The following is a 24,169-nucleotide window of genomic DNA, read 5'->3' on the forward strand; positions in this document are numbered from 1 at the left end:
GCCGGTCGCGCCGGTTACGATCCTCCGGTGACCGAGGCCGTGCCCCTGCCCACCCGTCCGCTGACCGTGGCCACCGTGCAGGCCGAGCCCGTCCCGGGTGACGTCGCCGGCAACGCCGCCCTGGCCGCCCGCCTCGTCGGCCGGGCCGCCGGCGCCCGGGTCGTGGTGCTGCCCGAGCTGTTCCTGCCGGCGTACCACCCGCCGACCCTGGGCGCCGACCCGACCGGCACCGACGTGGCCGCCGACCCCGAGGGGCGGGTCGACGACGCGCGGCTGGACCCGCTGCGCGCGGCCGCTCGCGACGGCGGGGCGAGCGTGGTGATCGGCGCGGCGGTCCGCCATCCCGACCGGCGGCGCACGATCTCCTCCCTGCTGGTCGACCCGACCGGCGCGGTCACCGCCGCGTACGACAAGCAGCAGCTCTGGAGCGGCGAGCGCGAGCTGTTCGACGCCGGCCGGCGGGGCGCCTCGCTGCTGGTCGACGGCTGGCTGCTCGGCCTCGGCATCTGCTACGACGGCTGCTTCCCGGAGCACGGCCGGGCCGCCGCCCTCGCCGGCGCGCACGGCTACCTCTGCCCGAGCGGCTACCTGGCCGGCTCCGAGCACCGCCGCGACCTCTACTACGCGGCGCGCGCCCTGGACAACACCATGTTCGTGGTCTTCGCCAACGCCGTGGGCGGCGCGGACCCGTGGCGGTTCAACGGCGGCGCCGCCGTCTACGAGCCGGAGGGCCGGCCGCTGGCCCGGGGCGCGGACACCGGCGAGGAGGTGCTGGTGGCGACCCTCGACCCGGCCGCCCTCGACGCCACCCGCACCGCACACACGATGCTCACCGACCGGCTGCCCGACCAGGGGCTCGCCCGAACGACGCTCGTCGGCTGACGGCCTGGTGCCCTCGGCCCTGTCGGTGGCGCACCCCGTCCCGTAGGGTGCCCGAGTGCCGTTGCTCCTGCTCGATCTGGACAACACCCTGCTCGACCGCGAGGGGCCGTTCCGCGCCTGGGGTGAGCGGTTCCTGGACAGCATCGGCGCGCCGCCCAGCGACATCGAGTGGTTGCTCTCCGTCGACGCCGACGGCCTGACCGACCGCTGGGACGTCGCCGACGCGATCCGCGACCGCTACGAGGTGCGCATCCCCTCGATCGACCTGGTCGAGGAGCTGCACGACGGCGTGGTGGCGTTCACCCGCCTGGACCCGCTGGTGGCCTGCGCGCTGCGGATCGCCGACGACGCCGGCTGGGTGCCCGTGGTGGTCACCAACGGCACGTCCCGGCAGGAAGAGGCGAAGATCCGCCGGACCGGGCTGGACCGCTACATCGCCGACTGGGTGATCTCCGAGGAGGCCGGGGTCAGCAAGCCCAACCCGCGTATCTTCGCGCTGGCCGCCCAGCGGGCCCGGATGCCGCTGCGCGGGGCCTGGGTGATCGGTGACAGCCCGGAGGCGGACATCGGCGGCGCGACCGCGGTCGGGCTGCCCAGCGTCTGGCTGCACCGGGGGCGCCGCTGGTCGGACACCCGGTTCGCGCCCACCCGCACGGTGGACGGGCTGATCGCCGCGGTGGCCGCCGTCCTGGCCGGCTGAGCGGAAATTCGGTTGACCCGTCCGCGGCCGCCCGTGACCATGGTGCGGCGCGAGGGCGCAGCCGGGCGGTGCCCGGTCGAGGAGAGGAGGTCGGTCATGGCCGTCTTTGCAGGGTCGAACCACCTGCCTCCACCAGCCTCGATCGAAGGACCGATCCACCCGTGCGCGATCACGACTTCCCGGCGCCGCAGCGCCGTGGCCGCGGCAAGAGCCGCTTCGACGACGACGAATCCACCTTCCTGAAGCGCGGCCGGCACACCGAGCCGGTCCTCACCGACCCCGACGCCGAGCCGGACGCGGAGGACAGCTGGTCCTCCTGGGACCAGGCCGTGCACGGGCCCGAGCCCCACCCGCAGTGGCTGGTCACCGAGCTGGCCGCGAAGGACACCGAGCTGGGGGTGCTGAAGACCGGCAAGGAGGCGGACGTCCACCTGGTCCGCCGTGCCGTGCCGGACACCGGCCGGGGCTGCCTGCTGGCGGCCAAGCGGTACCGGGATCCCCAGCACCGCCTCTTCCACCGCGACGCCGGCTACCTGGAGGGGCGCCGGGTCCGCCGCTCACGGGAGATGCGGGCCATGGCCGGCCGGACCTCGTTCGGCCGGCAGATGATCGCCGGGCAGTGGGCGGCCGCCGAGTTCGCCGCGCTCGCCCGGCTCTGGGAGATCGGCGCCGCCTCCGGGCGGATCGCCGTGCCCTACCCGGTGCAGCTGCTCGGCACCGAGCTGATGCTGGAGTTCGTCGGTGACGCCGAGGCGGGCCAGGCCGCGCCCCGGCTGGCCCAGCTCCGACCCGAGGGCGCCGAGCTGCGCGACCTGTGGGAGCAACTGGTCGACGCCCTGGTGGTGCTGGCCCGCGCCGGATACGCCCACGGCGACCTGTCCCCGTACAACCTGCTGGTGCACGCCGGGCGGCTGGTCATGATCGACCTGCCGCAGGTGGTCGACGTGGTGGCCAACCCGCAGGGGGCCGAGTTCCTGGGCCGGGACGTCCGGGTGGTGGGCACCTGGTTCACCGCCCGCGGCCTGCCCGCCTCGGAGACCGATCCGGAGGCGCTGACCGAGGTGCTGTTGCGGGAGGCGGGCCTCCGCTGAGCGCGCCGCCGGGTCCCGGGCGGGTGGCGGCCCGCCCGGGACGCGGCGCGGCGGTCCACCGCCGGCCCGGCGTCACTGGAGGTAGCGCTCGACCTCGGTCACCGGACGCTCGCCCTGGGCGTCGGGGTCACCGTGCGTCCGGCGCGCCGCCCGGCGGCGACGGAGCAGGTCCCAGCACTGGTCGAGGTGCTCCTCCAGGGCCCGCAGCCGCTCCCGGGCCTCGTCGTCGGTGCCGGTCTCGTGCTCCTGTGCGGCCGCGCGCAGCCGGTGCTCCTCGTCGACGAGTTCGGAGATCCGGCTCAGGATGGTCTTGTCGTCCATGCCCGAAGCTTGGCACAGGGGGCGAGCACGCGCCCGCGTTCTCCCCAGCCGGCCGGGAGGAGTTGACCGCTCCGGCCCACCGGCTGGGCGGCGGACGGTTCGGGCCGGTCGCGGCCGGCGGGTGGCCGGCGAGGGCCGGCGGACCTGCGCCGGAAGCCGGCAGGAAACTCCACTGTGGATGTCCGGGCGCGCCGGAAGGCCTACGGCGTGACGCAAATCCCACCCGCTCCATTGTCGACAGCGGGATTGTTGTGGAGTGAGATATTTTCCTGTCCGCCTTTTTATCCGCCGTTCAGGATGGCATGCTCGCGGGCAACGTCACGGGTCATGACGGTGTCGCGACCCTGAGTAGGACTGGGGGAGCCATTCACGTGGACGAGTCGCAGACCGCGCCCCGGCCCACCGGGCGGCCCCACCCCGTTCCGCTGCGGCAGATCCTGCCCGGCATGCTCCGGGACCCGGCCCGCGCGCTGATCGACGTCGGCAACCGGACCGGCGGCGCGCTCGTCCGGCTCAACCTGGGGTCCTTCCGCCCCTACCTGGCCACCCACCCCCGGCACGTCCAGCACGTGCTGCGGGACCGGGCGGACAACTACGAACGGGCCGGCGACGGGCTGTTCTGGCGCCCGGTCAAGCGGCTGTTCGGCGAGGGCATCCTCGGCGAGGGCCAGATCTGGTCGGCCAGCCGCCGGATGCTCCAGCCGATGTTCACCGCGAAGCGGGTGGAGGCGCTGATCGACGGCATGGCCGACGCCATCCGGGACGCCGTCGACGAGCTGGACGAGCCGTTCCGGGCCGGCCGCCCCGTCGACATCGGCACCGAGCAGGCCCGGATCGTCAGCCAGGCGATCATGCGGGTGCTCTTCGCCGACAAGATCTCCGTGCCGGACGCGCTGCGGGTGATCGACGCGCAGGACGTCATCGCCAGCGCGGTGATTCCCCGGATCGTGGTGCCGTTCGCCCCGCTCTCCCTGCCCATGCCGGGGGACCGTCCGTTCCGCCGCGCGGTCCGCATCGTCGACGAGGTGCTCGTGCCGATCGTCCGGGAGACCCGGGCCGTGGCCGACCAGGGCGACGACATCATCTCCACGCTCTGGAAGGCCCGCACCGACGACGGGCGGCAGCTCGACGAGCGGCAGGTCCGCAACGACACCGTGGCCATGTTCGCGGCCACCACCGAGACCACCATCAACGTGCTCACCTGGGCCTGGCCCCACCTGGAGCAGCAGCCCGACGTGGCCGAGCGGCTCTACGCCGAGATCGACCGGGTGGTGGGCGACGAACCGGTGCGCCGCGAGCACCTCGCCGACCTCACCTACACCCGGATGGTCCTGGACGAGCTGCTCCGGCTCTACCCGATCGGCTGGATCATCCCGCGCCGCGCGGTGGCCGACGACGTCATCGACGGCGTGCCTATCGAGGCCGGGGCCACCATGGTGGCCAGCCCGCTGATCACCCAGCGCATGCGGCAGTTCTGGGACCGGCCGGACGAGTTCGACCCGGAACGGTTCCGGCCCGAGCGGGTCCGCGCCCGGCACCGGTACGCCCACTTCCCGTTCGGCGGCGGCCCGCACCAGTGCCTCGGTATGTACCTGTTCTACCTGGAGGCCCAGCTCATCCTCGCCACGATGCTGAGCCGCTACCGGTTCCGGCTGCGCCGTCCCGGCGTACCCGGCTTGCGGCTGGCCGCGGCGTTGCGGCCGCGCGAGCGGGTCGAGCTGACCCTGCTGGCCGCCGAGCGGCGGGCGGAGCCGGCGTGACCGGCGGGAAGGTGCCGGATCCGGTCGCCGCCGCGGCGGAGCAGGGGCGGGTCTGCGCGCTCGCCGCCAAGGGCCAGCGCGACCTGCAGCGGTGCGCGGCCCGGCACGCCGAGCTGTTTCCCGGCCGGCCGTTCGACGCGGCGCTGTTCAGCAGCATCGCCCTCGCGATGTCGTTCAGCGCGCCCTGGTGTACCGCCGAGGAGCTGGCGCTCACCAACCGCGCCGTGCTCTGGGGCTTCGCGGTCGACTGGCAGGTCGACCACCTGGCGGCCTCCCGGTCGGAGGTCGACCGGATCGTGAAGTCCTGCCTCGCCGTGGTCGACGGCGCCGCGCCCGACGACCCGCTGGGCCGGTTCCTCGCCGAGCTGCGCGACGACCTGGCCGCCACCCCGGCGTACGCCGAGCTGCGCGAGCCGTGGCGGGACGCGATGGCCCGCACCCTCGACGCGATGGCCCGCGAGTGGGACTGGAAGCAGGCCGACCACCCCACCCTCGCCGCATACCTGGCGAACGCCGACAACCTCGCCGCCACGGTGGTCAACGTGGCCCACTGGATCCACACCGGGGACGCCGCCACCCACCGCGAGCTGCCCCGGCTGATCGCGGTGAGCGACGAGGTCCAGCGGGCCCTGCGGCTGGTCAACGATCTCGGGACGCACCGGCGTGACCGGGAGTGGGGCGACCTCAACGCGCTCCTGCTGGTGGACGACCCGGCGGAGATCGAGCGGTGCCTGGCGGAGCAGGTCGACCACTGCCGGCGGCTGCTGGCCGACCTGACGCCGGCCTGCCCCCGGCAGGCCGACTTCCTGGCCCGGCAGCTGGGCTTCACCAGCGGGTTCTACCGGCTCACCGACTTCTGGGGCGCCCAGTGAGCCTCACCGCGGGACCCGCGCGGGTCACCCGTGCCGGCGACGCCCGCGCCGGGCAGGCCCGGGAACTCGTCGAGGCCATGGTGGACAACCCGGCCGGGGAGACCTCCGCGTCGGTCTACGAGACCGGCCGGCTGGTGGGCCTGGCGCCCTGGCTGCCCGGCCACGACCTCCGCGTCTCCTGGCTGCTCGACCGGCAGCGCGCCGACGGCGGGTGGGGCGGCCCCGGCGGGTACGCCCTGGTGCCGACCCTGAGCGCCACCGAGGCGCTGCTGACCGTGCTGCGGCGGGGCGAGCACGGTCCGGCCGCGCCGCTGGCCGACGCCGCGCACCGGGGCCTGGCCTTCCTGGCCGGCGCCCTCGACGCCGCCGCCCCGCCCGACCTGCCGGCCACCGACCTGATCGTGCCGGCGCTGCGCGAGGCCGTCGAACGGCACCTCGCGCAACCCCCGGCCGGGCTGGCCGACTGGGCCGGGGTCCGCCTGCCGCTGCCGGCCGGCATCGACCCGGACCGGCTGACCCGGGTACGCGGCCTGCTGGCCACCGGGCGGCCCGTGCCCGAGAAGTTGGCGCACGCGCTGGAGGTGGCCGGCGAGGGCGCCCGCCGGGCGGCCGGGGTGCGACCCGCCGGGGTCGGCGCGGTCGGTGCCTCGCCCGCCGCGACGGCCGCCTGGCTCGGCCGCCCCGAGCCCGGCTCCGCCCTGGACTACCTCCGGGCGGTCGGCTCGCGCGGTCCGGTGCCCTGCGCCAGCCCGATCACCGTCTTCGAGCGCGCCTGGGTGCTCGGCATCCTGGCCCGGGCCGGCGTGCCGCTGGCCGTCCCCGGGTCGCTCCTGGCGGAGCTGCGGGCGGCCGTCGGGGTGTCCGGTGCGGCCACCGGACCGGGGCTGCCCGCCGACGCCGACACCACCTCGGTGACCCTGTACGCGCTCGCCCGGCTGGGCCGGCCGCTCGACGTGTCCCGGCTCGACGCGTACGACACCGGAGGGCACTTCTGCACCTGGCCGGGGGAGGACGGGGCGTCGGTGACCACCAACGCCCACGTGCTCGACGCCCTCGGGCAGCACCCCGGCCACCCGGGCGTGGCGGCCACCGTGGACCGGGTCGCCGGCTGGCTGGTCGAGCGGCAGGAGCCGGACGGCTCGTGGGACGACCGGTGGCACGCGTCGGCGTACTACGCGACGTACTGCGTGCTGCTCGCGCTCGCCGACCACGCCGCCGGCGCCGCGGCGCTGGCCGCCGTCGAGCGGGGCGTCGGCTGGCTGCTGGACACCCAGCGGTCGGACGGCTCGTGGGGGCGCTGGGGCGGCACCGCCGAGGAGACCGCGTACGCGGTCCTCGCGCTGTCCGGCGCCGGGCGGCCGGGAGACACCCGGGTCGACGCGGCGCTCGTGCGGGGGCGGCGGCGACTGTCCGAGTGGGACGGACGCGCTGATGGGCCGGCCCTGTGGCACGACAAGGATCTCTACCGTCCGACCCTGATCGTGCGCGCGGCGGTGCTGGCCGCGTCGTGGTCGGCCGACCCAACTCCCACCGGGCCGGCAACACCATGATCAGGATCGCTTGAATGGAGTTCACGACGACTGCTAGCGTGCGCCGGAGTCGATCGGATTTCCGACTGATCGGATACCGGGCCAGGACGGTGTGATGCGTTCCCGCAGTACGAATCTCCGTACGAAGATCATCGCCCTCTTGGCGTCCCTGATCGCGCTCTGGGCCTTCGCGGCTTGGGTGACGGTCCGGGACGGGTTCAACCTGCTCGGCGTGCAGGCGCTCAACGCGCGGGTCTTCGAGCCGGCCGACCCGCTGCTGCTCCAGCTCCAGAACGAGCGGCGGCTGTCGCTGTTGTACCTCGGACAGTCCGACCCGGACCAGCTCCAGGAACTCGTCGCGCAGCGGCAGCGCACCGACGACAGCGCCTCCGCGCTGTGGCGGTCCGCGCAGGACTGGCGCACCGAGATCCCGGCCAGCGACGAGCTGGAGCAGCGGATCACCGACCTGAAGACCCAGGTCGAGCAGCTCGGTGCGGTCCGCGCCGAGGTGGGCCGCAAGACCATCGACCGCACCGCGACGCTGGCCGCGTACAACGAGGCGGTCGACTCCATCTTCGGTGTCTTCGACGCGCTCGGCGGCCTGGACGACGACGAGATCGCCCGGGACACCGCGGCGCTCATCGACCTGAACCGGGCCCGGGAGCTGCTGTCCCAGCAGGACGCCCTGCTCACCGGCGCGGTGGCGGCCAACCGGATGACCGTGGCGGAACAGAGCGCCTTCGCCCGGCTGGTCGGCGCCCAGTGGTTCCTCTCCGACCGCACCGCCCGCGACCTCGCCCCCACCGACCGGGCCCGCTACCAGCAGATGACCGAGGGGGAGGCGTTCCGGCAGCTCCGCGCCCTCCAGGACCGGGTGCTCGCCGCCAAGGGCAGCGACGTGCGCCCGCCGGTCACCGCCACGGCGTGGCAGACCGCCGTGAGCCGGTCGATGGAGGACCTGCGTGGCGTGATCCTCGCCGGCGGCGACGACATCGTGGCCCGGGCCACCCCGGTCGCCGTCGGCGTCATCGTCCGGCTGGTGCTCGCCGCCGGCCTCGGCCTCATCGCGGTCGTGGCGTCCATCGTCGTCTCCATCACGACCGCCCGGGCGCTGGTCCGGCAGCTCGAACGGCTGCGCGAGGCGGCGTTCCGGCTGGCCAACGAGCGGCTGCCCAGCGTGGTCGAGCGGCTGGGCCACGGCGAGGAGGTCGACGTCGCCCGCGAGGCGCCACCGCTGGAGACCGGTGACGACGAGATCGGGCAGGTCGGCAAGGCGTTCAACGCCGTGCAGGAGACCGCCATCCGCACCGCCGTCGAGCAGGCCGAGCTGCGCCGCAACGTCCGCGAGGTCTTCCTCAGCCTGGCCCGGCGCACCCAGGCGCTGGTGCACCGCCAGCTCACCCTGCTCGACGCCATGGAACGCCGGGAGCACGACGCCGAGGAACTGGAGGACCTGTTCCGCGTCGACCACCTGGCCACCCGGATGCGGCGCAACGCGGAGAACCTGATCGTCCTGTCCGGCTCCACGCCGGGCCGGGCGTGGCGGCGCAACGTGCCGATGGTGGACGTGGTGCGCGGCGCGGTCGCCGAGGTCGAGGACTACACCCGGGTCACCGTGCGGCCGCTGGGTCCCGTGTCCCTGACCGGCCGGGCCGTCGGCGACGTCATCCACCTGCTGGCCGAGCTGATCGAGAACGGCCTCTCCTTCTCGCCGCCGCACACCACCGTCGAGGTGCGCGGCATGATGGTGTCCAACGGCTTCGCCATCGAGATCGAGGACCGCGGCCTCGGCATGGGCGCGGAGGAGTTGGCCGCCGCGAACCGGCGCATCGTGGACCGCTCCGAGCTGAACCTGGCCAACGCCGCCCGGCTCGGCCTCTTCGTGGTCAGCCGGCTCACCGAGCGGCACGGGGTGAAGGTGCAGCTCAAGGAATCGGCGTACGGCGGGACGACCGCCGTGGTGCTGATCCCGCTCGAACTGGTCACGAACGACGGGCCGGACCCGAGCACCTCCGGCGGCTTCCCGGTCGGCGCCGGGCAGCCCGCCCCGGCGGCGCCCGCCTCCCCGGCCGTGGAGAGCGCGGCGGCCGAGCCCGCCGGCGACCGGCCGGCCGCCACGGTGGCGCTGGCCGAGAGCGCCGGTCCCGCGGAGCCGGTCGCGGACGGCACGGAAGCGCCCGCCCCGGCGCCGGAGGCCGACGCGGACGAGCCTCGGCTCACCCCGTCCGGGCTGCCGGCGCGTACCCGCAAACGGCAGCCCTCGCTCGCCGAGCCCACCGCGGCGCTGTCCCCGGTGGACGCCCGGCCCGCCGACGCGGCACCGGCCGGCGCGGCGGAGGCGGCCGGCGCGCCGGCGGCCCGCACCGACGGCGGGCTTCCCGTCCGGGTCCGGCAGGCCAACCTGGCGCCGGAACTGCGGCACGACCAGTCCGCCGTCGACGACGGCGGCAGCGAGGACGACGACACGGTGCGCCCGCCGGAGCAGGTGCGCCGGATGATGAGCTCCTACCAGAGCGGCACCCGACGCGGCCGGACCGACGCGGCCCGGCTGCTCGGCGGGGCGCACGAAGCCGGCGCGCCGGACACCGGCGACGGTCAGGCGACCTAGGGACCGCCGATCCGGCGATCCCGGACGAGCACGGCACACCAGCCGGGGGAGAAGAGGACGACGAGTGGCGCAGAAGACGGCTTCGAGCGCGGACCTGACGTGGTTGCTGGATGACCTGGTCGGCCGGGTCAAGCAGGCGGAACACGCCGTGGCGCTCTCCACCGACGGACTGCTGATGGCCTCGTCCCGCGGGTTGAGCCGGGACGACGGCGAGCACCTCGCGGCGATGGCGGCGGGCATCCAGAGCCTGGCCCGGGGCGCGGGGAAGCGGTTCGGGGGTGGTCAGGTGCAGCAGACCATCATCGAGATGCAGTCGTCGTTCCTGTTCGTCACCGCGGCCGGCCGCAACGCCTGCCTGGCCGTGCTGGCGTCCGAGGACGCCGACGTCGGCCTGATCGCGTACGAGATGGCCATGCTGGTCACCCGGGTCGGCCGGTTCGTCGCCTCACCGACACGGGAACAGCCCCTCGGCGAGAACCCGGCGCGATGACCGGCCAGGGGGACCCCGCGGAGCACGAGTGGGTGGACGACCACGCGGGTCCGGTGGTGCGCCCGTACGCGGTGACCGGTGGCCGGGCCCGCCCGGTGACCGGCACGTTCGATCTGATCTCCCTGGTCACGGCGACCCGGGCGGAGGTGGCGTCGGAGTCCGGGCTCGGCCCGGAACACGTGGCGATCGTCGGTCTCTGCCAGCGGATCCAGTCCGTTGCCGAGATCGCCGCCCACCTCGACCTGCCGGTGGGCACCGTCCGGGTCCTCCTGGGTGACCTGGCGGCCCGCAGCCTGGTGCAGGTCCGTGAGCCGCGGGCGACCCCCGCCGGCCTTCCCGACGACAGTGTTTTCGAGGCGGTAATCAATGGACTACGGGCGCTCTGAGCGGCCGGCGGGAGCGGCGCCGCTGCCCACCGCGATCAAGATCCTGATCGCCGGTGGTTTCGGCGTGGGCAAGACCACCCTGGTCGGCGCGGTCAGCGAGACCCGGCCGCTGCGGACGGAAGAGGTGCTGACCGAGACCGGGATCGGCATCGACGACCTGTCCGGTGTGGAGGAGAAGACCACCACCACCGTGGCGATGGACTTCGGCCGCATCACCCTCAGCGACGACCTGGTGCTCTACCTGTTCGGCACCCCCGGGCAGGACCGGTTCTGGTTCGTCTGGGACGAGTTGGCGCTGGGCGCCATCGGCGCGGTGGTGCTCGCCGACACCCGCCGGCTGGCCGACTGCTTCCCGTCGATCGACTACTTCGAGGGGCGCGGCACGCCGTTCGTGGTGGCGGTGAACTGCTTCGAGGGTGCCAAGCAGTTCCGGCTGGACGAGGTGCAGGGCGCGCTCGACCTGGACCCGGACGTGCCCGTGGTGCTCTGTGACGCGCGGGACCGGGAGTCGGTCAAGGAGGTGCTGATCACGCTGCTGGAGTACGCCATGAAGCTGCGCGAGGAGCGTCGGCGCGCCGCCGGGGAGTGACTGACTCCGGCGGCGCGCGCTGCCATGATGGGGCGATGTCCACGGAATCCCGGCACCTGAGCGTGCACATCGACCGGCCGGTCGCCGAGGTCTACGCGTTCGCCTCCGACCCCCGCAACCTGCCCCGCTGGGCACCCGGCCTGGGCAACTCGATCGTGCGCGAGGACGGCGCCTGGTTCGTCGAGACGCCGGAGGGCCGCGCCCAGGTCACCTTCGCCCCGCGCAACGAGTACGGCGTGCTCGACCACGAGGTCGTGACGCCCGCCGGGGAGACGGTGTACGTGCCGCTGCGGGCCATCGCGGACGCCGACGGCTGTGAGGTGGTCTTCACGCTGCGCCGCTCGCCCGGCATGACCGACGCCGAGTTCGCCCGGGACGCCGGGCTCGTCACCGGGGACCTGGCCCGGCTCAGGACGGTGCTGGAAGTCGGGACGACGTGAGGCGCGTGTCGCTTCTGACGGGTCAGCGCCACATCACCGGGTTGCCGGTGACCACCGACGCCGCGGCCGCACACCCTTTCCCCGGTGCCGCCGACACCGCCTGCCGCGTGGGGCGCCAGAAGTGCGCGTCGGCCTTACCGTAGATGGGCCGAAGGCCCCCGGAGCATTGCCGAGGGGATTAAGGAGATCCGGCCATGACAGCACCCAGCCAGTACGCCAGCGTTCGCTACCTGGTCGACGACGTCCAGGCCGCCGTCGACTTCTACACCACCCATCTCGGGTTCACCGTCCACACCAATGCCGCTCCTGCGTTCGCGGACGTGGTTCGCGGCCCGCTGCGGTTGCTGCTGTCCGGACCGACCAGCTCGGGCGCCCGCGCCACCCCCGCCGACGCCGCCACCGCCGGGCGCAACCGGATCCACCTGGTCGTCGATGACCTGGACGCCGCGATCGACCGACTGCGCAGCTCCGGATCGTCCTTCCGCAGCGACGTGGTTGCCGGCCCGGGCGGACGCCAGATCCTGCTGACCGACCCCGCCGACAACCTGATCGAACTGTTCCAACCCGCCCACCGACCGCCACGATCAGATACGGCGTAGCACCAGCGTCACGAAGCCCAGAACCGCGCGGTACCCGCGCAGCCACTGGTCGCGGTGCTCCCGGGCGGCGGTGAGCGCTTCGGCGGCGTCCGGGTGGCCGGGATTGTCCAGCGCCCACTCGGTGAGCGAGCCGATCCACGACCATTCGTAGTCGTCCCACTCGGCGGCGTCGCTGACATGGGCGTACACCGGCGTCCAGCCGGCCTGCTCGGCGGCGTCGACCAGGCCGGCGAGGTCGGTGAACTCCTCCGGCTTCGCGTCGAGCGCCGCGAGGGCCTCCGGTGTCGGCGGGACCTGCCAGAACCCCTCACCGACCATCAGCACGCCGTCGGCGTTCACATGCCGGCCGGCCAGCTCCAGCGTCTCGCCGAACCCGCCGAACGCGTTTGTCGACCCGACGCACAGCACCAGGTCGTAGTCGCCGTCCGGCACGTACGTCCGGGCGTCGCGCTCGTGCAGCGTCAGCCGGTCGGCGAGGCCGCGTTCGGCGGCGGCGCCGGCGGCGCGCTCAAGCGCGTACGGGCTGACGTCCACGCCGTCCGCGTGCCCGTCGGGGTAGTGCGCGAGGGCCTGTAGCGCCCAGGATCCCTCTCCGCAGCCGAGGTCGAGGACGCGGGCCGCCGGCTGGCGGCCCGCCCGGCGCAGGAGCCGGTTGACGTTGACACCGGAGATCGGTGCCGCGATCGGGTGGTGCGAGTGCGCGATGCTGCTGAGCCGTTGACGATCCACCGCCAGAGTCAACACGAGTCCGCCGGCGCCCGCACCCGGGTTGTCATGCCACGCGACCCCGGCCCCGGGGATCGGTCCTCGGGAGGTGGCCGACCGTTCATCTAGGATCTTGCGAACAGGCAGCCCGGACACGAGGAGCCGCAGTGACAGGGCCGACGACGTTTCTGCAGGAGTGTCTGCTCCGGGCCGGGATGCGCGATGTCGTCACGGTGGAGCCGGCGACGGGTGGGCTGGCGTCGCTCGCGGGCATCGCCACCCGCCACGACGCGCCGCCGGTGTTCGTCAAGGCCTTCGCGGATGCGCCGGCCGACGACGTCTTCCTCGCGGAGGCCGAGGGGCTGGCTGCGCTGCGGAAGCTCGGCGGTGTGGCGACCCCCGAGGTGATCCTGGCGGACCGGGAACTGATCGTGTTGTCGGTGCTGCGACCCCGCCCGCGCAGCGAGGCCTTCTGGGAGCGGTTCGCGCACGCGCTCGCCCGCCTGCACACGAGCACGACCCATCCTCGTTTCGGGTGGCACCGTGACAACTGGCTGGGCCGTCGCCGGCAGGTCAACACCTGGGACGACGACGGGTTCGCCTTCTTCGCCCGGCACCGGCTGCTCCGGTGGCTCGGGGAGCCCCGTGTCGAGGCGGCACTCGACGCCGGCGACCGGGCGGCCCTCGAGCGGCTGTGTGACCGGTTGCCCGACCTGCTGCCCGACCGGCCGGCATGCCTGACGCACGGCGACCTGTGGGCACAGAACGTCCTGGCCACCCCGGACGGGCAGCCCGCGCTGATCGACCCGGCCGTGTCCTACACGTGGGCCGAGGTCGACCTCGCCCACGTCTGGTCCACCTCGCCACCGTCCGAGGCGCAACGGTTCTTCGAGGTCTATGCGGAGCTGACCTGCCTCGACAGGGACTGGCGGGCCCGCATGCCGATCATCCAGCTGCGGCAACATCTCGCCGTGCTGGCCCAGTTCGACGACGACTGGGGCGCGGGCGACCAGGTCCGCGCCACCCTCGCCCCGTTCCGGACGCGAACCTGACCGGTCGTCCGTCAGTCGGCGAATTCGACGCCGGCCAGGGAGACGGTGCGGTGGGCGGCGAGGCGTTCAGCCTCTTCGACGATGGTGTCGCGGGTGGTGGCGGGCAGTTTCTGCCAGGGCTGGACGGTGAGCTTCACCGTCCTGCCGGACTTGCGGGGACGCCAGGTGCCGACCAGTTGACCGTCGACCAGGACTGCGCCGGGTCGGCCCAGCACCGGCCACAACTCCTTGGCGCGGGCCGTGTCCGGCACCAGGGTCGTCCGGTCCTTGGCCTGGAGGAAGAGGTCGAACGGGCCGAGCAGGCGGGTCGCCGTGGCGTCGGCCGATTCCAGGGCCTGTTCGTCGGCGGCCAGGAGCGACCGGGCCTCGCCGTCGACCGGCACCTCGACCACATCTTCGGGCCAGCGTGCCTTCACTTCCTTGACCGGGGCGTCGAGGTAGTCCGCCACGTGCTTGGGGGTGGCCGGGCCGAGCAGACGGAGGTACGCGCGGACGAGGTCGAACCTGTCGCCCGGGGCGACGGCCTTCTTGAACCCCCGGATGCGGTGCAGGACCGGCGGCGAGGTGTCGAGTTCCAGCTCCAGCCCGGCCCGTACGGCGGCCAGCCGGAACGGCATCTCGTAGAGGTGGGTGGCGTCGCACGGTCGGCAGAACCGCAGATACGGCTCGGGCATCACCTCGGCCAGGCGCCCGGAGACATCTCCCTTGACCGTCGGCGCGGTGACGACGGCCCGCATCTGAGCGGCCACCTCGTCCAGGGCGGCCAGGTTGCCGATGCCGGCGGCCTTCAACGGCCTGGCGGCGTCGTAGATGCGCTTGCCCGCGTCGGCGTCGGAGAACGGCTCGACCGCGGCCGCCACCTTCCCCACGTCCGCACGGCGGTAGAGGTGGGGAGCGCCGCGCACGGTCCACAGCAGGATCAGCTCCTCCGTGGACAGCGCCGTCACATCGACCCCGCGGATGGCCAGCGCCCACCGGCCGCCGTCCGTGCCGGTGTCCTGCACCCCGATGTCGAGCACGGCGGTGTCTGCGAGCGTGCCCTCGGCCCGGTCGAGCTGCTGGGCCCGCACGCGGAAGTTCATCACCTGGCGCTGATCAACCACCCCTCTACGCTACCCAGCGATCTCTCCAGACGCGCCGCGGCGGCAGCGCGTGGCGCTCGGTTCCCGCCTCACGCGGTCACCCGGGGAGTCCGCCGGCGCCGGGTCACACCGGATCAGAAGACTCGGGCGTTCCGGCCTCATCCGGCGTCGAGCGAGGCGCCGCCAGTTGGCGGACGGCCATGACTGCGACGCCGAGCGAGACGACGTACAGCACGAACAGGAAGGTCACGAGGCCCCCGGCTGACCGGCCCCACATCGCCACCAGCACGCCACATGCGGTCGCGGTCGCCGTGTTCACCGCGACGTAGAACCGGGCCAGCCACCGCCCCAGCCGGTACGCCCAGGCGCGGTCGCCGCGCAGTCCCACGCAGGCGACGCCCGTCGCGATGGCGCACAGAAACGAGGCGACGGCGTCGCCGACGCTGATCGCCGTGGCGACGGTGTGTCCGGCCGCGTCAAAGAGCAGCAGGTCGACGGGCCCGAGGAGCGGACCGAGGCTGAAGAGGGTGAGCAGCCACAGGATGCCACGAAGCAGCACCGATCCGACCAGTCCGATCAGCAACCAGGTGCCGGCCCAGGCATTCTTGAACACGTTCAAACTCTGCCCTGTCCTTGTTCGGCGAGCAAGGCACGGACCGGCCATGATGGCGTCTGGTCCTCGTGGGGCGGCAGAAACGGTGGAGACAAACCGAAGGCCCCCGGCGGATCGCCGAGGGCCTTCGAAGGTGTACGGGGTCAGCCGCGCCTGGTCATCTCCACGAAGCGCGTCCAGGCGGCCGGGTCGAAGGTGAGCACCGGCCCGGTCGGGTCCTTGGAGTCCCGGACGCCGACGACGCCCGCGAGATTGTCCGCGACCTCGACACAGTCACCGCCGTTGCCGCCGCTCTTGGTGCTCTTGCGCCACCGGGCACCGATCAGGTCCATGCTGTAGCCGCTTCTTTCAGGAGGTCCAGGGACCGCCCGCGGGGAAGAGCCTCGCCCCGGATGCGTTCCCACCGGCGCTCCAGCGTAGCAATCTCGGTTGCCTGGTCGATGATCTGCGCACGGGCCTGGCTGTCGACGTGCGCCACCCGCGTGCCGTCCCGCAACTCCGCGAGGGTGAACGGCTCGTCGAGCCCGGGGTACGTCGGCGTGTCCCGCGGCACGATATGGAGTTGGACGCTGGGCAACTCGGCGCAGGCGATGAGATGGGCCAGTTGCGCGGCCATCAGCCGGCGGTCGCCGGCCGCGGGGCGGCGCAGGACCTGCTCGTCGACCACCGCGACGAAGAGCGGTCCGCGCTCCCGGGTCAGGATCGCCTGCCGGTCCAGCCGCGCCGCGACCAGATCCGCCACCTCGGCCGGCGTGAGCGGCTGACCGAGGAACGTGGCGCGGGCATACGCCTCGGTCTGGAGCAGCCCCGGCACCCAGGAGAGTTGGAACGCGCGCAGTGCGACCGCCTCGCGCTCGATGTCGACCCAGGGCCGGAACCACACGGGCTCGCGGCGCTTGACCACGTCCGGCCAGAGTGCGTCGACAGGCCGGCCGAGGAGGTTTGCGACGGTGGCGCGGTGCCGCCCCTGAGGAATGTGGCCGGGGTTTGCCCACCGTGCGACGGTCTTCGGATGCACACCGAGCTGACCAGCCAGGCTCTCGGCCGTGTGGCCCGCCTCGGCCAGTGCCGCGACAAACGCGTGGTTCATGCCCGTCCCCTCAGGAACAAAACAACCGTCCGAAGGAGATTACATAACGCTGTGTGATTGTCCGGCAACCCTCGGAAGGCTGCTGTGCAGACGACGCCGAGGAGGGACGCCGATGCCCGAGAACAAGCCGAACCGACAAGCGATCCGTCGCCGGCCCGCCCGATCGTGCCCGGCCCGATCGGGCCGCTCGTTCCTCCGTACCGTGGCCCCGGCAGGGTGACCAACGGCGTGCCCGAAACGCGCTGGCGGACCCGCGGGGGCCCGCCCGTCGCGCACACCGCCACCGGCCCGTCCTGGCGGTGCGACGCCTGCGGTCGGGACTGGCCCTGCCCGGCGCTGCGCGCGATCCCGACGGACGCCGCCCGGCGCGCGACCCTGATCCCGGAGTTCTCCCGGATCACCCGCCGCGCGATCCGGGACCTTCGCGGCCGGCCCGGCGGGCCGGACCCGGTCGCCATCGTCCGCCGCTTCCTCTGGTTCCTGCCCCTCACCGACGAGGAGGCGCGCGCGGTCGCGCTGAGGCTGCGATGAGCGGCGGGACGGGGCCGTGGCCCGGTGACGAGGTGTGCGCCTCCTAGCCACCCATCGGCGGTGCGGGTTCGACCATCGCCGCGATGAGCGCGCTCACCGGTGCGGTGGCGAAGCCGACCCGGGCGTCGCTCGCCCCGTACGGCAACCACAGCTCGCCGGCGTGCACGAGCCCGCCGCAGGAGTAGACGACGTTCGGCACGTACCCGTCGCGTTCGGCCTCGTCGGGTGCCAGGAGCGCGCCGGGAAGCTCGGCGATCACCCGTTCCGGTCGGTGCAGGTCGAGCAGGAGCGCGCCGATGGCGTACCGGCGCATCGGGCCGACGCCGTGGGTGAGCACCAGCCACCCGGCGTCGGTCTCGATGGGAGAGCCGCAGTTGCCGACCTGGACCAGTTCCCAGCTGTGTCTCGGGGTGCGCAGGGGCACCGGGACCTGCCACCGGTTCGCGCTGTCCAGGCGGGTCAGGCCGATGGTCTCGCCGTCGGAGCGGCAGAGGGCGAGGTGGTGCCCGCCGACGGTACGGGGGAACAGCGCGACGCCCTTGTTGCGGGCGCCCGGTCCCCGCATCGGCGTGATCTGGAAGCGGCGCAGGTCGCGGCTGGCCAGCGCGCGGGAGGCGATGTGCCGTCCGTCGTAGGCGGTGTAGGTGGCCCGGTACACCGGGCCGGACTCGTCGACGAACCGGACGAACCGGGCGTCCTCCATGCCGTTCCTCTCGGCCGGGATGGCCGGCCAGAGCACCCGTTGATGCAGGTCGCTGTCGGCGGGGAAGGCGGTGGCGTAGCTGGCGGCGTTGGTGCGGCGCAGGTGTTCGAGGGTGCTCAACCCGGTGCTGCGGGAGAGCAGGTCCGGTGGCAGGCTGCCGAGCACCCGCTCGAAGGTGGCCTCGTCGTACCGTTCGGGCAGGACGTCCAGCACGGTGGCGGCGACCTCGTTGTCGCAGTCGATCTCGGCCAGGCCGGCGGCGAGCAGGTCCCGGCGGTGCCGGACGCCGACCCGACGACCGACCACCGGGGGGCCGGAGCGGTCGGCGACGGCGAGCCGGCGCCCGGGGCCGAGGACCGCGGTGGCGAAGCCGATGGAGGACAGGTGCCCCTCGCCGATCTGACGCAGGCTCACCGCGACGCGCAGCTGTCCGGGTTCCAGACCGGTCTGGTCGGGATGGGCCACCATCGACGGATTGCACAGCGCGGCGGCCTCGACCGCGTACTCGTGGCTGAAGTAGGCGCCGACCAGGAGACGGGTGGTGGGGGACAGGTCCCGGGCGGGGTCCGCCCGGTGCCGCACGAGGTCGTAGTGGTGCTGGAAGGTGCTGTCCAGGTCCCGGTGCCGGCCACCGAAGCGGTCGAAGGTGTCCCGCAGCAGCCGGCCGGTCTCCTCGTCGTCGAGGTGCGCCACGCGGTCGATGAGCGCGTGCGCGCGAGTGCGCACCAGGGCGGCGTCCTCTCCGGGGACGAAGAGCTTGACGATGACCCGGCGTGGATCCGGGGCGAGGGTGAGGTCCTGCCGGACGGCCAGGGCCTGGCTCACGACCACCGCCGGGCATGCTGCAGCGTGGAGATGAGCGCGAGGGTCGACTCGGCGCCCTGGTTGAGGTTGGGTCCGTGCGGGGTCAGGCCGTCGTAGCCGCCACCGGTCGCCGGATCCCACATCGGGGTACCCACGTCGTTGTCGCCGAGGAACCACCCGACCGCCTGACGCACCCCGACGTCCCAGACGGGGTCGCCGGTCACCGTGGCGGCCGTCGCGCAGGCGTCGGCGAGGGCGGCGACCTCGATCGGCTGCTGGTCGTGGCGCAGCCGCACCGCGCCACGTCGCCACCCGCCGGCCGGTACGACCGACAGCCGCCCGTCGAGGAGTTGGACGTGGCGCAGCCAGGCGAGCATCCGCAGACCGGTGCCGAGCAGTGGGCCGTCGTCACCCAGCTGACCGGCGGCAATGACGACCTCCGCCAGGGCGCCGTTCGCGTAGGTCAGGCGCTGTTGCGGCCAGGTCCACCGCGGGTTCGGATCGGGGATGCCGACGGCCTCGGCGGCGTCGGCGAGCAGCGCGGCCGCGGCGGCGTGCCCCGGGTGCCGGCGCAGCACCTCGGCGGCGCCGAGCCCGGCGAAGGCCATCGCGTGCGGCGCCGGGGAGCGCCGCGCGGCACCCGCGCCGAAGGCGACCAGCGCCTCCTCCCGGATCCAGGGTGCGGGACTGCGGCCGGCGGCGGTGCCCAGGCCCCACAGTGCCCGGCCCCACCAGTCACCGAGCCCGGGCCGGTCGGCCCAGCGCCGGTCGTGGCCGAGCCTGTTGTGGAAGGCGCCGCGGTCGTCCTGCGCGTGGGTCAGGAAGGCGAGGTAGCGCTCCGCGAGCCGGAGCACCGCCTCGGTCGGCTCCGGTTCCCGGCTCGTGACGACCAGGCCACGAGCGACGTCGTCGGTGCAGTAGCCGTGTTCCCGGCGGGCGATGGCGTGCCGGGCGTGCTCGAACAGGCCCGTGTCGTCGCTCAACCGGGCCAGGTGGGCGAAGCTCGGCAGCGGCGCGTTCCGGCGCGGACCGCTGGTCCGGCTGCCGGCCGTCCTGGTCGAACCGTCGGCGGTCGCGGTCACGCCGAGGCCACGCTGACCGCGGGCGAGCGGGCGGCGAGTAGCCGCCCCGCGAGGGCGTCGTAGCGGGCCGCCACCGCCGGCCAGTTCAGCTGCGCGGCCAGCGGCCGGACGTGGCCGGCCAACCGGGCGGCCAGACCTGGCTCGGTCAGGATCCGCCGGATCGCCGCGGCCAGGGCCGCCGGATCCTGATGAGGTACGACCAGACCGGGGCCGTCGGTGAGCAGTTCGACGGCGTGCGGGAACGGCGTGGCCACGACCGGAACCCCGGCGGCCACCGCCTCGATGAGAACGCCGGAGGTGACCTGTTCGCGGGAGTCGTACGGCAGCACGACCACGTCGGCGGAGCGGATCAGCGCGCTGAGCACCGACTGGTCGTGGTAGACCGCCTGGTAGTCCACGGCGTGCGCGACGCCCAGCTGCGCACCGAGCCGGTGCAGACCCGCCCGGTACGCCTCGCCCTGGTGCTCGATCACCTTCGGATGGGTCCGGCCCGCGACGGTGTAGGTGGGTGTGGGGTCGAGGTCCTGCAACCGGGCCAGCGCCCGCAGCGACCACTCGATGCCCTTGCCCGGGCCGAGCAGCCCCCAGGTGAGCAGGTGGGGGCGGGTGCGCCGCGGGACGGCCCCGCCGGCGTGGACGGCGGCACCGTGCGGGATGACCGTGACCTTCGCCGGGTCCACGGTGTAGCCCACGAGCAGCCGGTCGCGGGCCGTGTCGGTCATCGTGACCACCGCCCCGGCGGCGGCAACGATCTGCTCCAGCAGCGACTTCTGCCGGGCGGAGGGCTGACGGAGCACGGTGTGCAGGACCACGATGCTCGGCACGGCCAGCCGGCGCAGCAACGGCAGCACGTCCTCCCCGTCCCTACCGGGGTAGATGCCGTACTCGTGCTGGACGATGGCCACGTCGAAGGTGTTCAGGGCGGCGGCGGCGTCCCGCCAGCCGGTCGGCGTGCGCGCCGACCAGGTGTGCACGACCCCGGGCAGGGCGCGCTGGCCGTCACTCCCGTCGGTGACCCGCACGACGCCACCCCGGGTGCCGTCGGCGGTCAGGTGAGCGGCCAGCGCGGAGTTGAAGGTGGCCAGTCCGCACCGGGTCGGTGGGTGGGTGCTGAGGAAACCGTAGTGGGGCATGGGTGTGGGACCTTCCGGTTGTCGGCCGCGGGGGATTCGTCGGATGGTCAGCAGGTCCGGCGTTGCGGGCGGTGAATGAGGTCGTCGTAGACGGCCAGGTAGTCGGTGACCATCCGGTCGGCGCCGAAGCGCTGCCGCGCCCGGGCCCGGCAGCCGGCCCGGTCGAGGCCGCTGACCCGGGTCACCGCGTCGGCGGCCTGCTCGACGGTGTGCACGAGAAATCCCGTCACCCCCACGTCGATGACCTCCGGCATGGCCCCCCGGGCGTACGCCACGACCGGCGTGCCACAGGCCATCGCCTCCACCACCGACAGGCCGAACGGCTCGTCGAAGGCGATCGGGTGCAGCAGCGCGGTGCTGGCGCCCAGGATCTCCGCACGTCGGCGGGGACCCACCGCGCCGAGGAAGACGACCTGATCGCCGTCGATGTGCGGGGCCACCTGTTCGGTGAAGTACCGCTCGTCCTGCACGATGCCGCAGATGGTCAGGGGCCGGCCGGCGAGCCGCGCTATCTCGATGGCGGTGTGGGTGCCCTTGTCGGGATGGATCCGGCCGAAGGCGACCAGTCCCGGGCCGGCGTCCCGGGTGAACGGCAGCCCGGTGAGGTCGACGCCGTGGTGCACCGTGGCGGCGTAGTCGAGGCCGGCGGTCCGGTCGGCGTCGGAGATCGACACGTAGGACGAGCGGGCCCTGGTGTAGGCGGGAAGGATTCCCGCACCGGAGAAGCCGTGCACGGTGGTGAGCAGCGGAGCGTCGCAGTGCGCGGCGAAGGCCAGCGGCAGCCAGTCGAGGTGGTTGTGCACCAGGTCGAACTGCGCCGAGCGGGCCATCGCGTGCGAGACGTGCAGCGCCTCCCACACCCGGCCGTCCATGCTCGGATCGTCGGCGTACCCGCGGGGGCACACACCGTCGAGGGAGGCGGAGGTGACCGAGTCCAGCGTGGCGAAGAGTGTCACGTCGACACCGCGTGCGGTCAGCCCCTCCGCGAGCAGGCCGGTCACCTGCTCCCAGGGGCCGTAGTGGTAAGGGGGTGTCCGCCAGGCGACCGGCCCGAGCAGGGCCACCTTCACGGGGATGTGGCGTCGGCGAGGTCGGCCGGATCAAGACGCAGGGTCGCGAGCAGCCCGACGTGCTTGTCGGAGTCCACCCGCTCCGGCAACTCGCGCTCGACCCAGTCGGCCCTGGCCCGCTGGCCACGCTCCTGTAGCGCGGCAACGATCCTGTGCCTGGCGATCCTCATCGTCTGCTCCCTCGTGAAGCCGTTCCGGACGGTCATGGTCACCAGGTAGCGGTTGGAGGTGCTGGCAGATCCTCATCACCGGGACGCCGAGGTGTGCGGCGGGTCTCCGAGTTCTCACTGTGACCGGATGACCGGTCAGTTGAGCATCCCGGCCCTGAGCTGGGCCAGGGAGCGCTTCAGCAGCCGGGAGACGTGCATCTGCGACAACCCGACCCGGCCGGCGATCTCCGCCTGGGTCAGGTCGCCGTGGAAGCGCATGGCCAGGATCTGACGCTCTCGCGCGGAGAGCGCCGCGAGGACCAGCCGGAGCGTCATGTGGTCGTCCACGGCGGCGTACCCCGGATCGACGGCGCCGATGAGCGCGATGCGCTCGACGGCGTTGCTCCCGGGCTGCAGCTCGTTCAGCGACGGCAACCGGTAGACCTCCGAGGCGGCGAGGGCGGCCAGGAGTTCGGCGACGGTCACCTTCAGGTGGCCGGCGAGTTCTCCGTCCGTCGGTAGGCGACCGCGTCGCTGCCCGAACTCGCTCCGGGCGGCGGGCACCCGGTACGTCAGTTCCTGGGCTGCGCGCGGCACCCGGATCGCCCAGGCGGTGTCGCGGAAGTGCCGCCGCATGGCGCCGAGAATGGTCGGAATGGCGTAGCTGGCGAACGGCGTCCCCCGCTCGGTGTCGTATCCGTCGACGGCCCTGATCAGGGCGAGCGCGCCCACCTGTGCCAGGTCCTCGTAGGGCTCTCCGCGACCGGTGTAGCGGCGCGCCAGCCGACCGGCCAGCGGCAGGTTGGCCTCGATGATCCGGGCTCGCAGCCGCGCGCGGTCGGGATCGTCGGCAGTCAGGCTCGCACGACGACGCAGCAGCTGCTCGCTGTGGCCCGTTGCCGCGTGGTGAGGCGGAGGAGAGAGAACTGCCGTCGCTGTCGCGATGGGGGTGACCATTGTTCAACGCCCCTTACGGGCTGGTGGCGGCGAGACTGGCGGCCACCGGGGACCCGGGCGACACGCCCACCGTACGCCTCATCCCGCGGCTCGGCACCTCCGCCGGCAGCACTCCCGGGAACCGCCTGTTCAGCGGGCCGGCCCGGGGCCGTCAGTCGGGCCGCTCGACAGCCGTCCCGGCGCGAACCGTTCGGAACCGTCGACGATCGCCCGGGACAGTTCGGACAGTCGCCGGTTGCGGCTGCGTGCACCCTCGCGCAGCAGCGCGAAGGCCTCACCCACGTCCACCTGGAGGCGCTCGGCGAGGACCCCCTTGGCCTGCTCGATCAGGACTCGGCTGGTGAGCGCGGTCTGCAGCTGTTCGGTGAGGATGTCGCGGCGGTGGATGGCGCGTTGCTGGAGCAGCCCGATGGTGGCCACGTCGGCGAGCGCCTGTCCGATGCGGAGCCTGCCCTCGTCGAGGGCCCCCCGCCGGACGTCGAAGAGGGTCAGCGTGCCGATGACCTCGGAGCGCAGGCGCATGGGCAGGGCGTGCACCGCGGCGAAGCCGACCTCGGCCGCGGCGGCGGTGAACCTCGGCCAGCGGCCGGCGGTCGCCAGGTCGGCGACCGACACCGGCTGACCGGTACGGAAGCAGTCCACGGAGGGACCCTGGTCGGTCTGGAGCTGGAACAGCTCCAGCAGCCGGGTGCGTTCGGAGGAGGCGGCGACCACCCGCAGCGTGTCCCGCTGGTCGGTCAGGAGCAACCCGGCCGCCGACACACCCAGCAGTTCGACACATCGCCCGGCCAGCCCGTGCAGGAACTCGATCACGTCGAAGTCGTCGACGAGAGTGTCGGCCAGTTCCACGAACACGTCCGCCAGTTGACTCTCGCCCATGTGACTCACCCTCGTCGCACCCTAGTCCGCCGGCTCTCCGATGGGTACGAGG

General features: G+C 73.6%; 27 protein-coding genes. 14 read left to right on the top strand and 13 right to left on the bottom strand.

What is annotated here, in order from left to right:
• Window positions 1-27 precede the first annotated feature (27 nt).
• From RMN56_RS21855 to RMN56_RS21865, 3 genes are all read left to right on the top strand, one after another.
• The gene (locus RMN56_RS21855) at window positions 28-882 is read left to right on the top strand and encodes a carbon-nitrogen hydrolase family protein (protein WP_313719385.1); all 855 of its coding nucleotides are present in this window, start codon (window positions 28-30) and stop codon (window positions 880-882) included.
• 55 nt (window positions 883-937) lie between these two features.
• Window positions 938-1,582, top strand: a complete 645-nt coding sequence (locus tag RMN56_RS21860) for an HAD family hydrolase (protein WP_313719386.1) — start codon at window positions 938-940, stop codon at window positions 1,580-1,582.
• A 161-nt stretch (window positions 1,583-1,743) separates the two neighbouring features.
• A complete protein-coding gene (locus tag RMN56_RS21865) occupies window positions 1,744-2,673 on the top strand; it encodes an RIO1 family regulatory kinase/ATPase domain-containing protein (RefSeq protein WP_313719387.1) in 930 nt (309 codons plus the stop codon).
• Window positions 2,674-2,745: 72 nt separating this feature from the next.
• On the opposite strand, the gene RMN56_RS21870 is transcribed toward RMN56_RS21865, so the two are convergent.
• On the bottom strand, window positions 2,746-2,994 hold the full coding sequence (locus RMN56_RS21870; protein ID WP_313719388.1) for a DUF2630 family protein: 249 nt from the start codon (window positions 2,992-2,994) through the stop codon (window positions 2,746-2,748).
• A 446-nt stretch (window positions 2,995-3,440) separates the two neighbouring features.
• On the opposite strand from RMN56_RS21870, the gene RMN56_RS21875 reads away from it, so the two are divergent.
• The 9 genes from RMN56_RS21875 (at window position 3,441) to RMN56_RS21915 (ending at window position 12,267) form a co-directional block, all read left to right on the top strand.
• Window positions 3,441-4,754, top strand: a complete 1,314-nt coding sequence (locus RMN56_RS21875) for a cytochrome P450 (protein WP_313724826.1) — start codon at window positions 3,441-3,443, stop codon at window positions 4,752-4,754.
• On the top strand, window positions 4,751-5,626 hold the full coding sequence (locus RMN56_RS21880) for a terpene synthase family protein (RefSeq protein WP_313719389.1): 876 nt from the start codon (window positions 4,751-4,753) through the stop codon (window positions 5,624-5,626). The genes RMN56_RS21875 and RMN56_RS21880 overlap by 4 nt, the downstream gene beginning before the upstream one ends.
• On the top strand, window positions 5,623-7,176 hold the full coding sequence (locus tag RMN56_RS21885) for an NACHT domain-containing protein (protein ID WP_313719390.1): 1,554 nt from the start codon (window positions 5,623-5,625) through the stop codon (window positions 7,174-7,176). The genes RMN56_RS21880 and RMN56_RS21885 overlap by 4 nt, the downstream gene beginning before the upstream one ends.
• Before the next feature lie 139 nt (window positions 7,177-7,315).
• Window positions 7,316-9,763 (top strand): sensor histidine kinase, encoded by a 2,448-nt coding sequence (locus RMN56_RS21890; protein WP_313719391.1) that lies wholly within the window; start codon window positions 7,316-7,318, stop codon window positions 9,761-9,763.
• Between the two features lie 64 nt (window positions 9,764-9,827).
• Complete coding sequence (locus RMN56_RS21895) at window positions 9,828-10,253, top strand: roadblock/LC7 domain-containing protein (protein WP_091320827.1); 426 nt, start codon at window positions 9,828-9,830, stop codon at window positions 10,251-10,253.
• Entirely contained in the window at window positions 10,250-10,639 is a 390-nt protein-coding gene (locus RMN56_RS21900) for a DUF742 domain-containing protein (RefSeq protein WP_262286237.1), read from the top strand. Before RMN56_RS21895 ends, RMN56_RS21900 begins: the two co-directional genes overlap by 4 nt.
• Window positions 10,620-11,228 carry a GTP-binding protein gene (locus RMN56_RS21905; protein ID WP_313719392.1) on the top strand — a complete coding sequence of 203 codons (609 nt, stop codon included), beginning with the start codon at window positions 10,620-10,622 and terminating at the stop codon, window positions 11,226-11,228. Before RMN56_RS21900 ends, RMN56_RS21905 begins: the two co-directional genes overlap by 20 nt.
• Before the next feature lie 35 nt (window positions 11,229-11,263).
• Window positions 11,264-11,668: an SRPBCC family protein gene (locus tag RMN56_RS21910; RefSeq protein WP_313719393.1), complete on the top strand. Its 405-nt coding sequence runs from the start codon at window positions 11,264-11,266 to the stop codon at window positions 11,666-11,668.
• A 194-nt stretch (window positions 11,669-11,862) separates the two neighbouring features.
• The gene (locus RMN56_RS21915; RefSeq protein ID WP_313719394.1) at window positions 11,863-12,267 is read left to right on the top strand and encodes a VOC family protein; all 405 of its coding nucleotides are present in this window, start codon (window positions 11,863-11,865) and stop codon (window positions 12,265-12,267) included.
• On the opposite strand, the gene RMN56_RS21920 is transcribed toward RMN56_RS21915, so the two are convergent.
• Entirely contained in the window at window positions 12,253-12,996 is a 744-nt protein-coding gene (locus RMN56_RS21920) for an SAM-dependent methyltransferase (protein WP_313719396.1), read from the bottom strand. The two genes, RMN56_RS21915 and RMN56_RS21920, sit on opposite strands and share 15 nt — an antisense overlap.
• Window positions 12,997-13,139: 143 nt before the next feature.
• Between RMN56_RS21920 and RMN56_RS21925 the strand changes: the two genes are divergently transcribed.
• On the top strand, window positions 13,140-14,024 hold the full coding sequence (locus RMN56_RS21925; protein WP_313719398.1) for a fructosamine kinase family protein: 885 nt from the start codon (window positions 13,140-13,142) through the stop codon (window positions 14,022-14,024).
• Between the two features lie 11 nt (window positions 14,025-14,035).
• Here RMN56_RS21925 and RMN56_RS21930 read toward each other — a convergent pair whose 3' ends face one another.
• The 4 genes from RMN56_RS21930 to RMN56_RS21945 form a co-directional block, all read right to left on the bottom strand.
• Window positions 14,036-15,127 carry a winged helix DNA-binding domain-containing protein gene (locus RMN56_RS21930; RefSeq protein WP_313719399.1) on the bottom strand — a complete coding sequence of 364 codons (1,092 nt, stop codon included), beginning with the start codon at window positions 15,125-15,127 and terminating at the stop codon, window positions 14,036-14,038.
• 103 nt (window positions 15,128-15,230) lie between these two features.
• Window positions 15,231-15,719, bottom strand: coding sequence for a hypothetical protein (locus RMN56_RS21935; RefSeq protein ID WP_313719400.1), 489 nt, complete (start codon window positions 15,717-15,719; stop codon window positions 15,231-15,233).
• A gap of 143 nt (window positions 15,720-15,862) precedes the next feature.
• Window positions 15,863-16,051, bottom strand: a complete 189-nt coding sequence (locus RMN56_RS21940; protein ID WP_262286231.1) for a DUF397 domain-containing protein — start codon at window positions 16,049-16,051, stop codon at window positions 15,863-15,865.
• Window positions 16,042-16,809 carry a DUF5753 domain-containing protein gene (locus tag RMN56_RS21945; protein WP_313719401.1) on the bottom strand — a complete coding sequence of 256 codons (768 nt, stop codon included), beginning with the start codon at window positions 16,807-16,809 and terminating at the stop codon, window positions 16,042-16,044. The genes RMN56_RS21940 and RMN56_RS21945 overlap by 10 nt, the downstream gene beginning before the upstream one ends.
• Window positions 16,810-17,037: 228 nt before the next feature.
• Here RMN56_RS21945 and RMN56_RS21950 point away from each other — a divergent pair, with 228 nt between their 5' ends.
• Window positions 17,038-17,340 carry a hypothetical protein gene (locus RMN56_RS21950; RefSeq protein WP_262286229.1) on the top strand — a complete coding sequence of 101 codons (303 nt, stop codon included), beginning with the start codon at window positions 17,038-17,040 and terminating at the stop codon, window positions 17,338-17,340.
• Window positions 17,341-17,383: 43 nt separating this feature from the next.
• Here RMN56_RS21950 and RMN56_RS21955 read toward each other — a convergent pair whose 3' ends face one another.
• From RMN56_RS21955 to RMN56_RS21985, 7 genes are all read right to left on the bottom strand, one after another.
• The gene (locus RMN56_RS21955; protein WP_313719402.1) at window positions 17,384-18,874 is read right to left on the bottom strand and encodes a glycoside hydrolase family 130 protein; all 1,491 of its coding nucleotides are present in this window, start codon (window positions 18,872-18,874) and stop codon (window positions 17,384-17,386) included.
• Window positions 18,865-19,929: a glycosyltransferase gene (locus RMN56_RS21960; protein ID WP_376787219.1), complete on the bottom strand. Its 1,065-nt coding sequence runs from the start codon at window positions 19,927-19,929 to the stop codon at window positions 18,865-18,867. Before RMN56_RS21960 ends, RMN56_RS21955 begins: the two co-directional genes overlap by 10 nt.
• Window positions 19,926-21,062: a glycosyltransferase gene (locus tag RMN56_RS21965; protein WP_313719404.1), complete on the bottom strand. Its 1,137-nt coding sequence runs from the start codon at window positions 21,060-21,062 to the stop codon at window positions 19,926-19,928. The genes RMN56_RS21960 and RMN56_RS21965 overlap by 4 nt, the downstream gene beginning before the upstream one ends.
• Window positions 21,063-21,109: 47 nt before the next feature.
• Window positions 21,110-22,132, bottom strand: coding sequence for a glycosyltransferase family 4 protein (locus RMN56_RS21970; RefSeq protein WP_313719405.1), 1,023 nt, complete (start codon window positions 22,130-22,132; stop codon window positions 21,110-21,112).
• Complete coding sequence (locus RMN56_RS21975; RefSeq protein WP_313724828.1) at window positions 22,129-22,338, bottom strand: hypothetical protein; 210 nt, start codon at window positions 22,336-22,338, stop codon at window positions 22,129-22,131. Before RMN56_RS21975 ends, RMN56_RS21970 begins: the two co-directional genes overlap by 4 nt.
• A 99-nt stretch (window positions 22,339-22,437) precedes the next feature.
• Window positions 22,438-23,238 carry a SigB/SigF/SigG family RNA polymerase sigma factor gene (locus RMN56_RS21980; protein ID WP_313719406.1) on the bottom strand — a complete coding sequence of 267 codons (801 nt, stop codon included), beginning with the start codon at window positions 23,236-23,238 and terminating at the stop codon, window positions 22,438-22,440.
• Between the two features lie 129 nt (window positions 23,239-23,367).
• Window positions 23,368-24,117: a GAF and ANTAR domain-containing protein gene (locus RMN56_RS21985; RefSeq protein ID WP_313719407.1), complete on the bottom strand. Its 750-nt coding sequence runs from the start codon at window positions 24,115-24,117 to the stop codon at window positions 23,368-23,370.
• Window positions 24,118-24,169 lie beyond the last annotated feature (52 nt).

This window comes from Micromonospora halotolerans (assembly GCF_032108445.1).
In the GTDB taxonomy this organism is placed as follows: Bacteria; Actinomycetota; Actinomycetes; order Mycobacteriales; family Micromonosporaceae; genus Micromonospora; species Micromonospora halotolerans.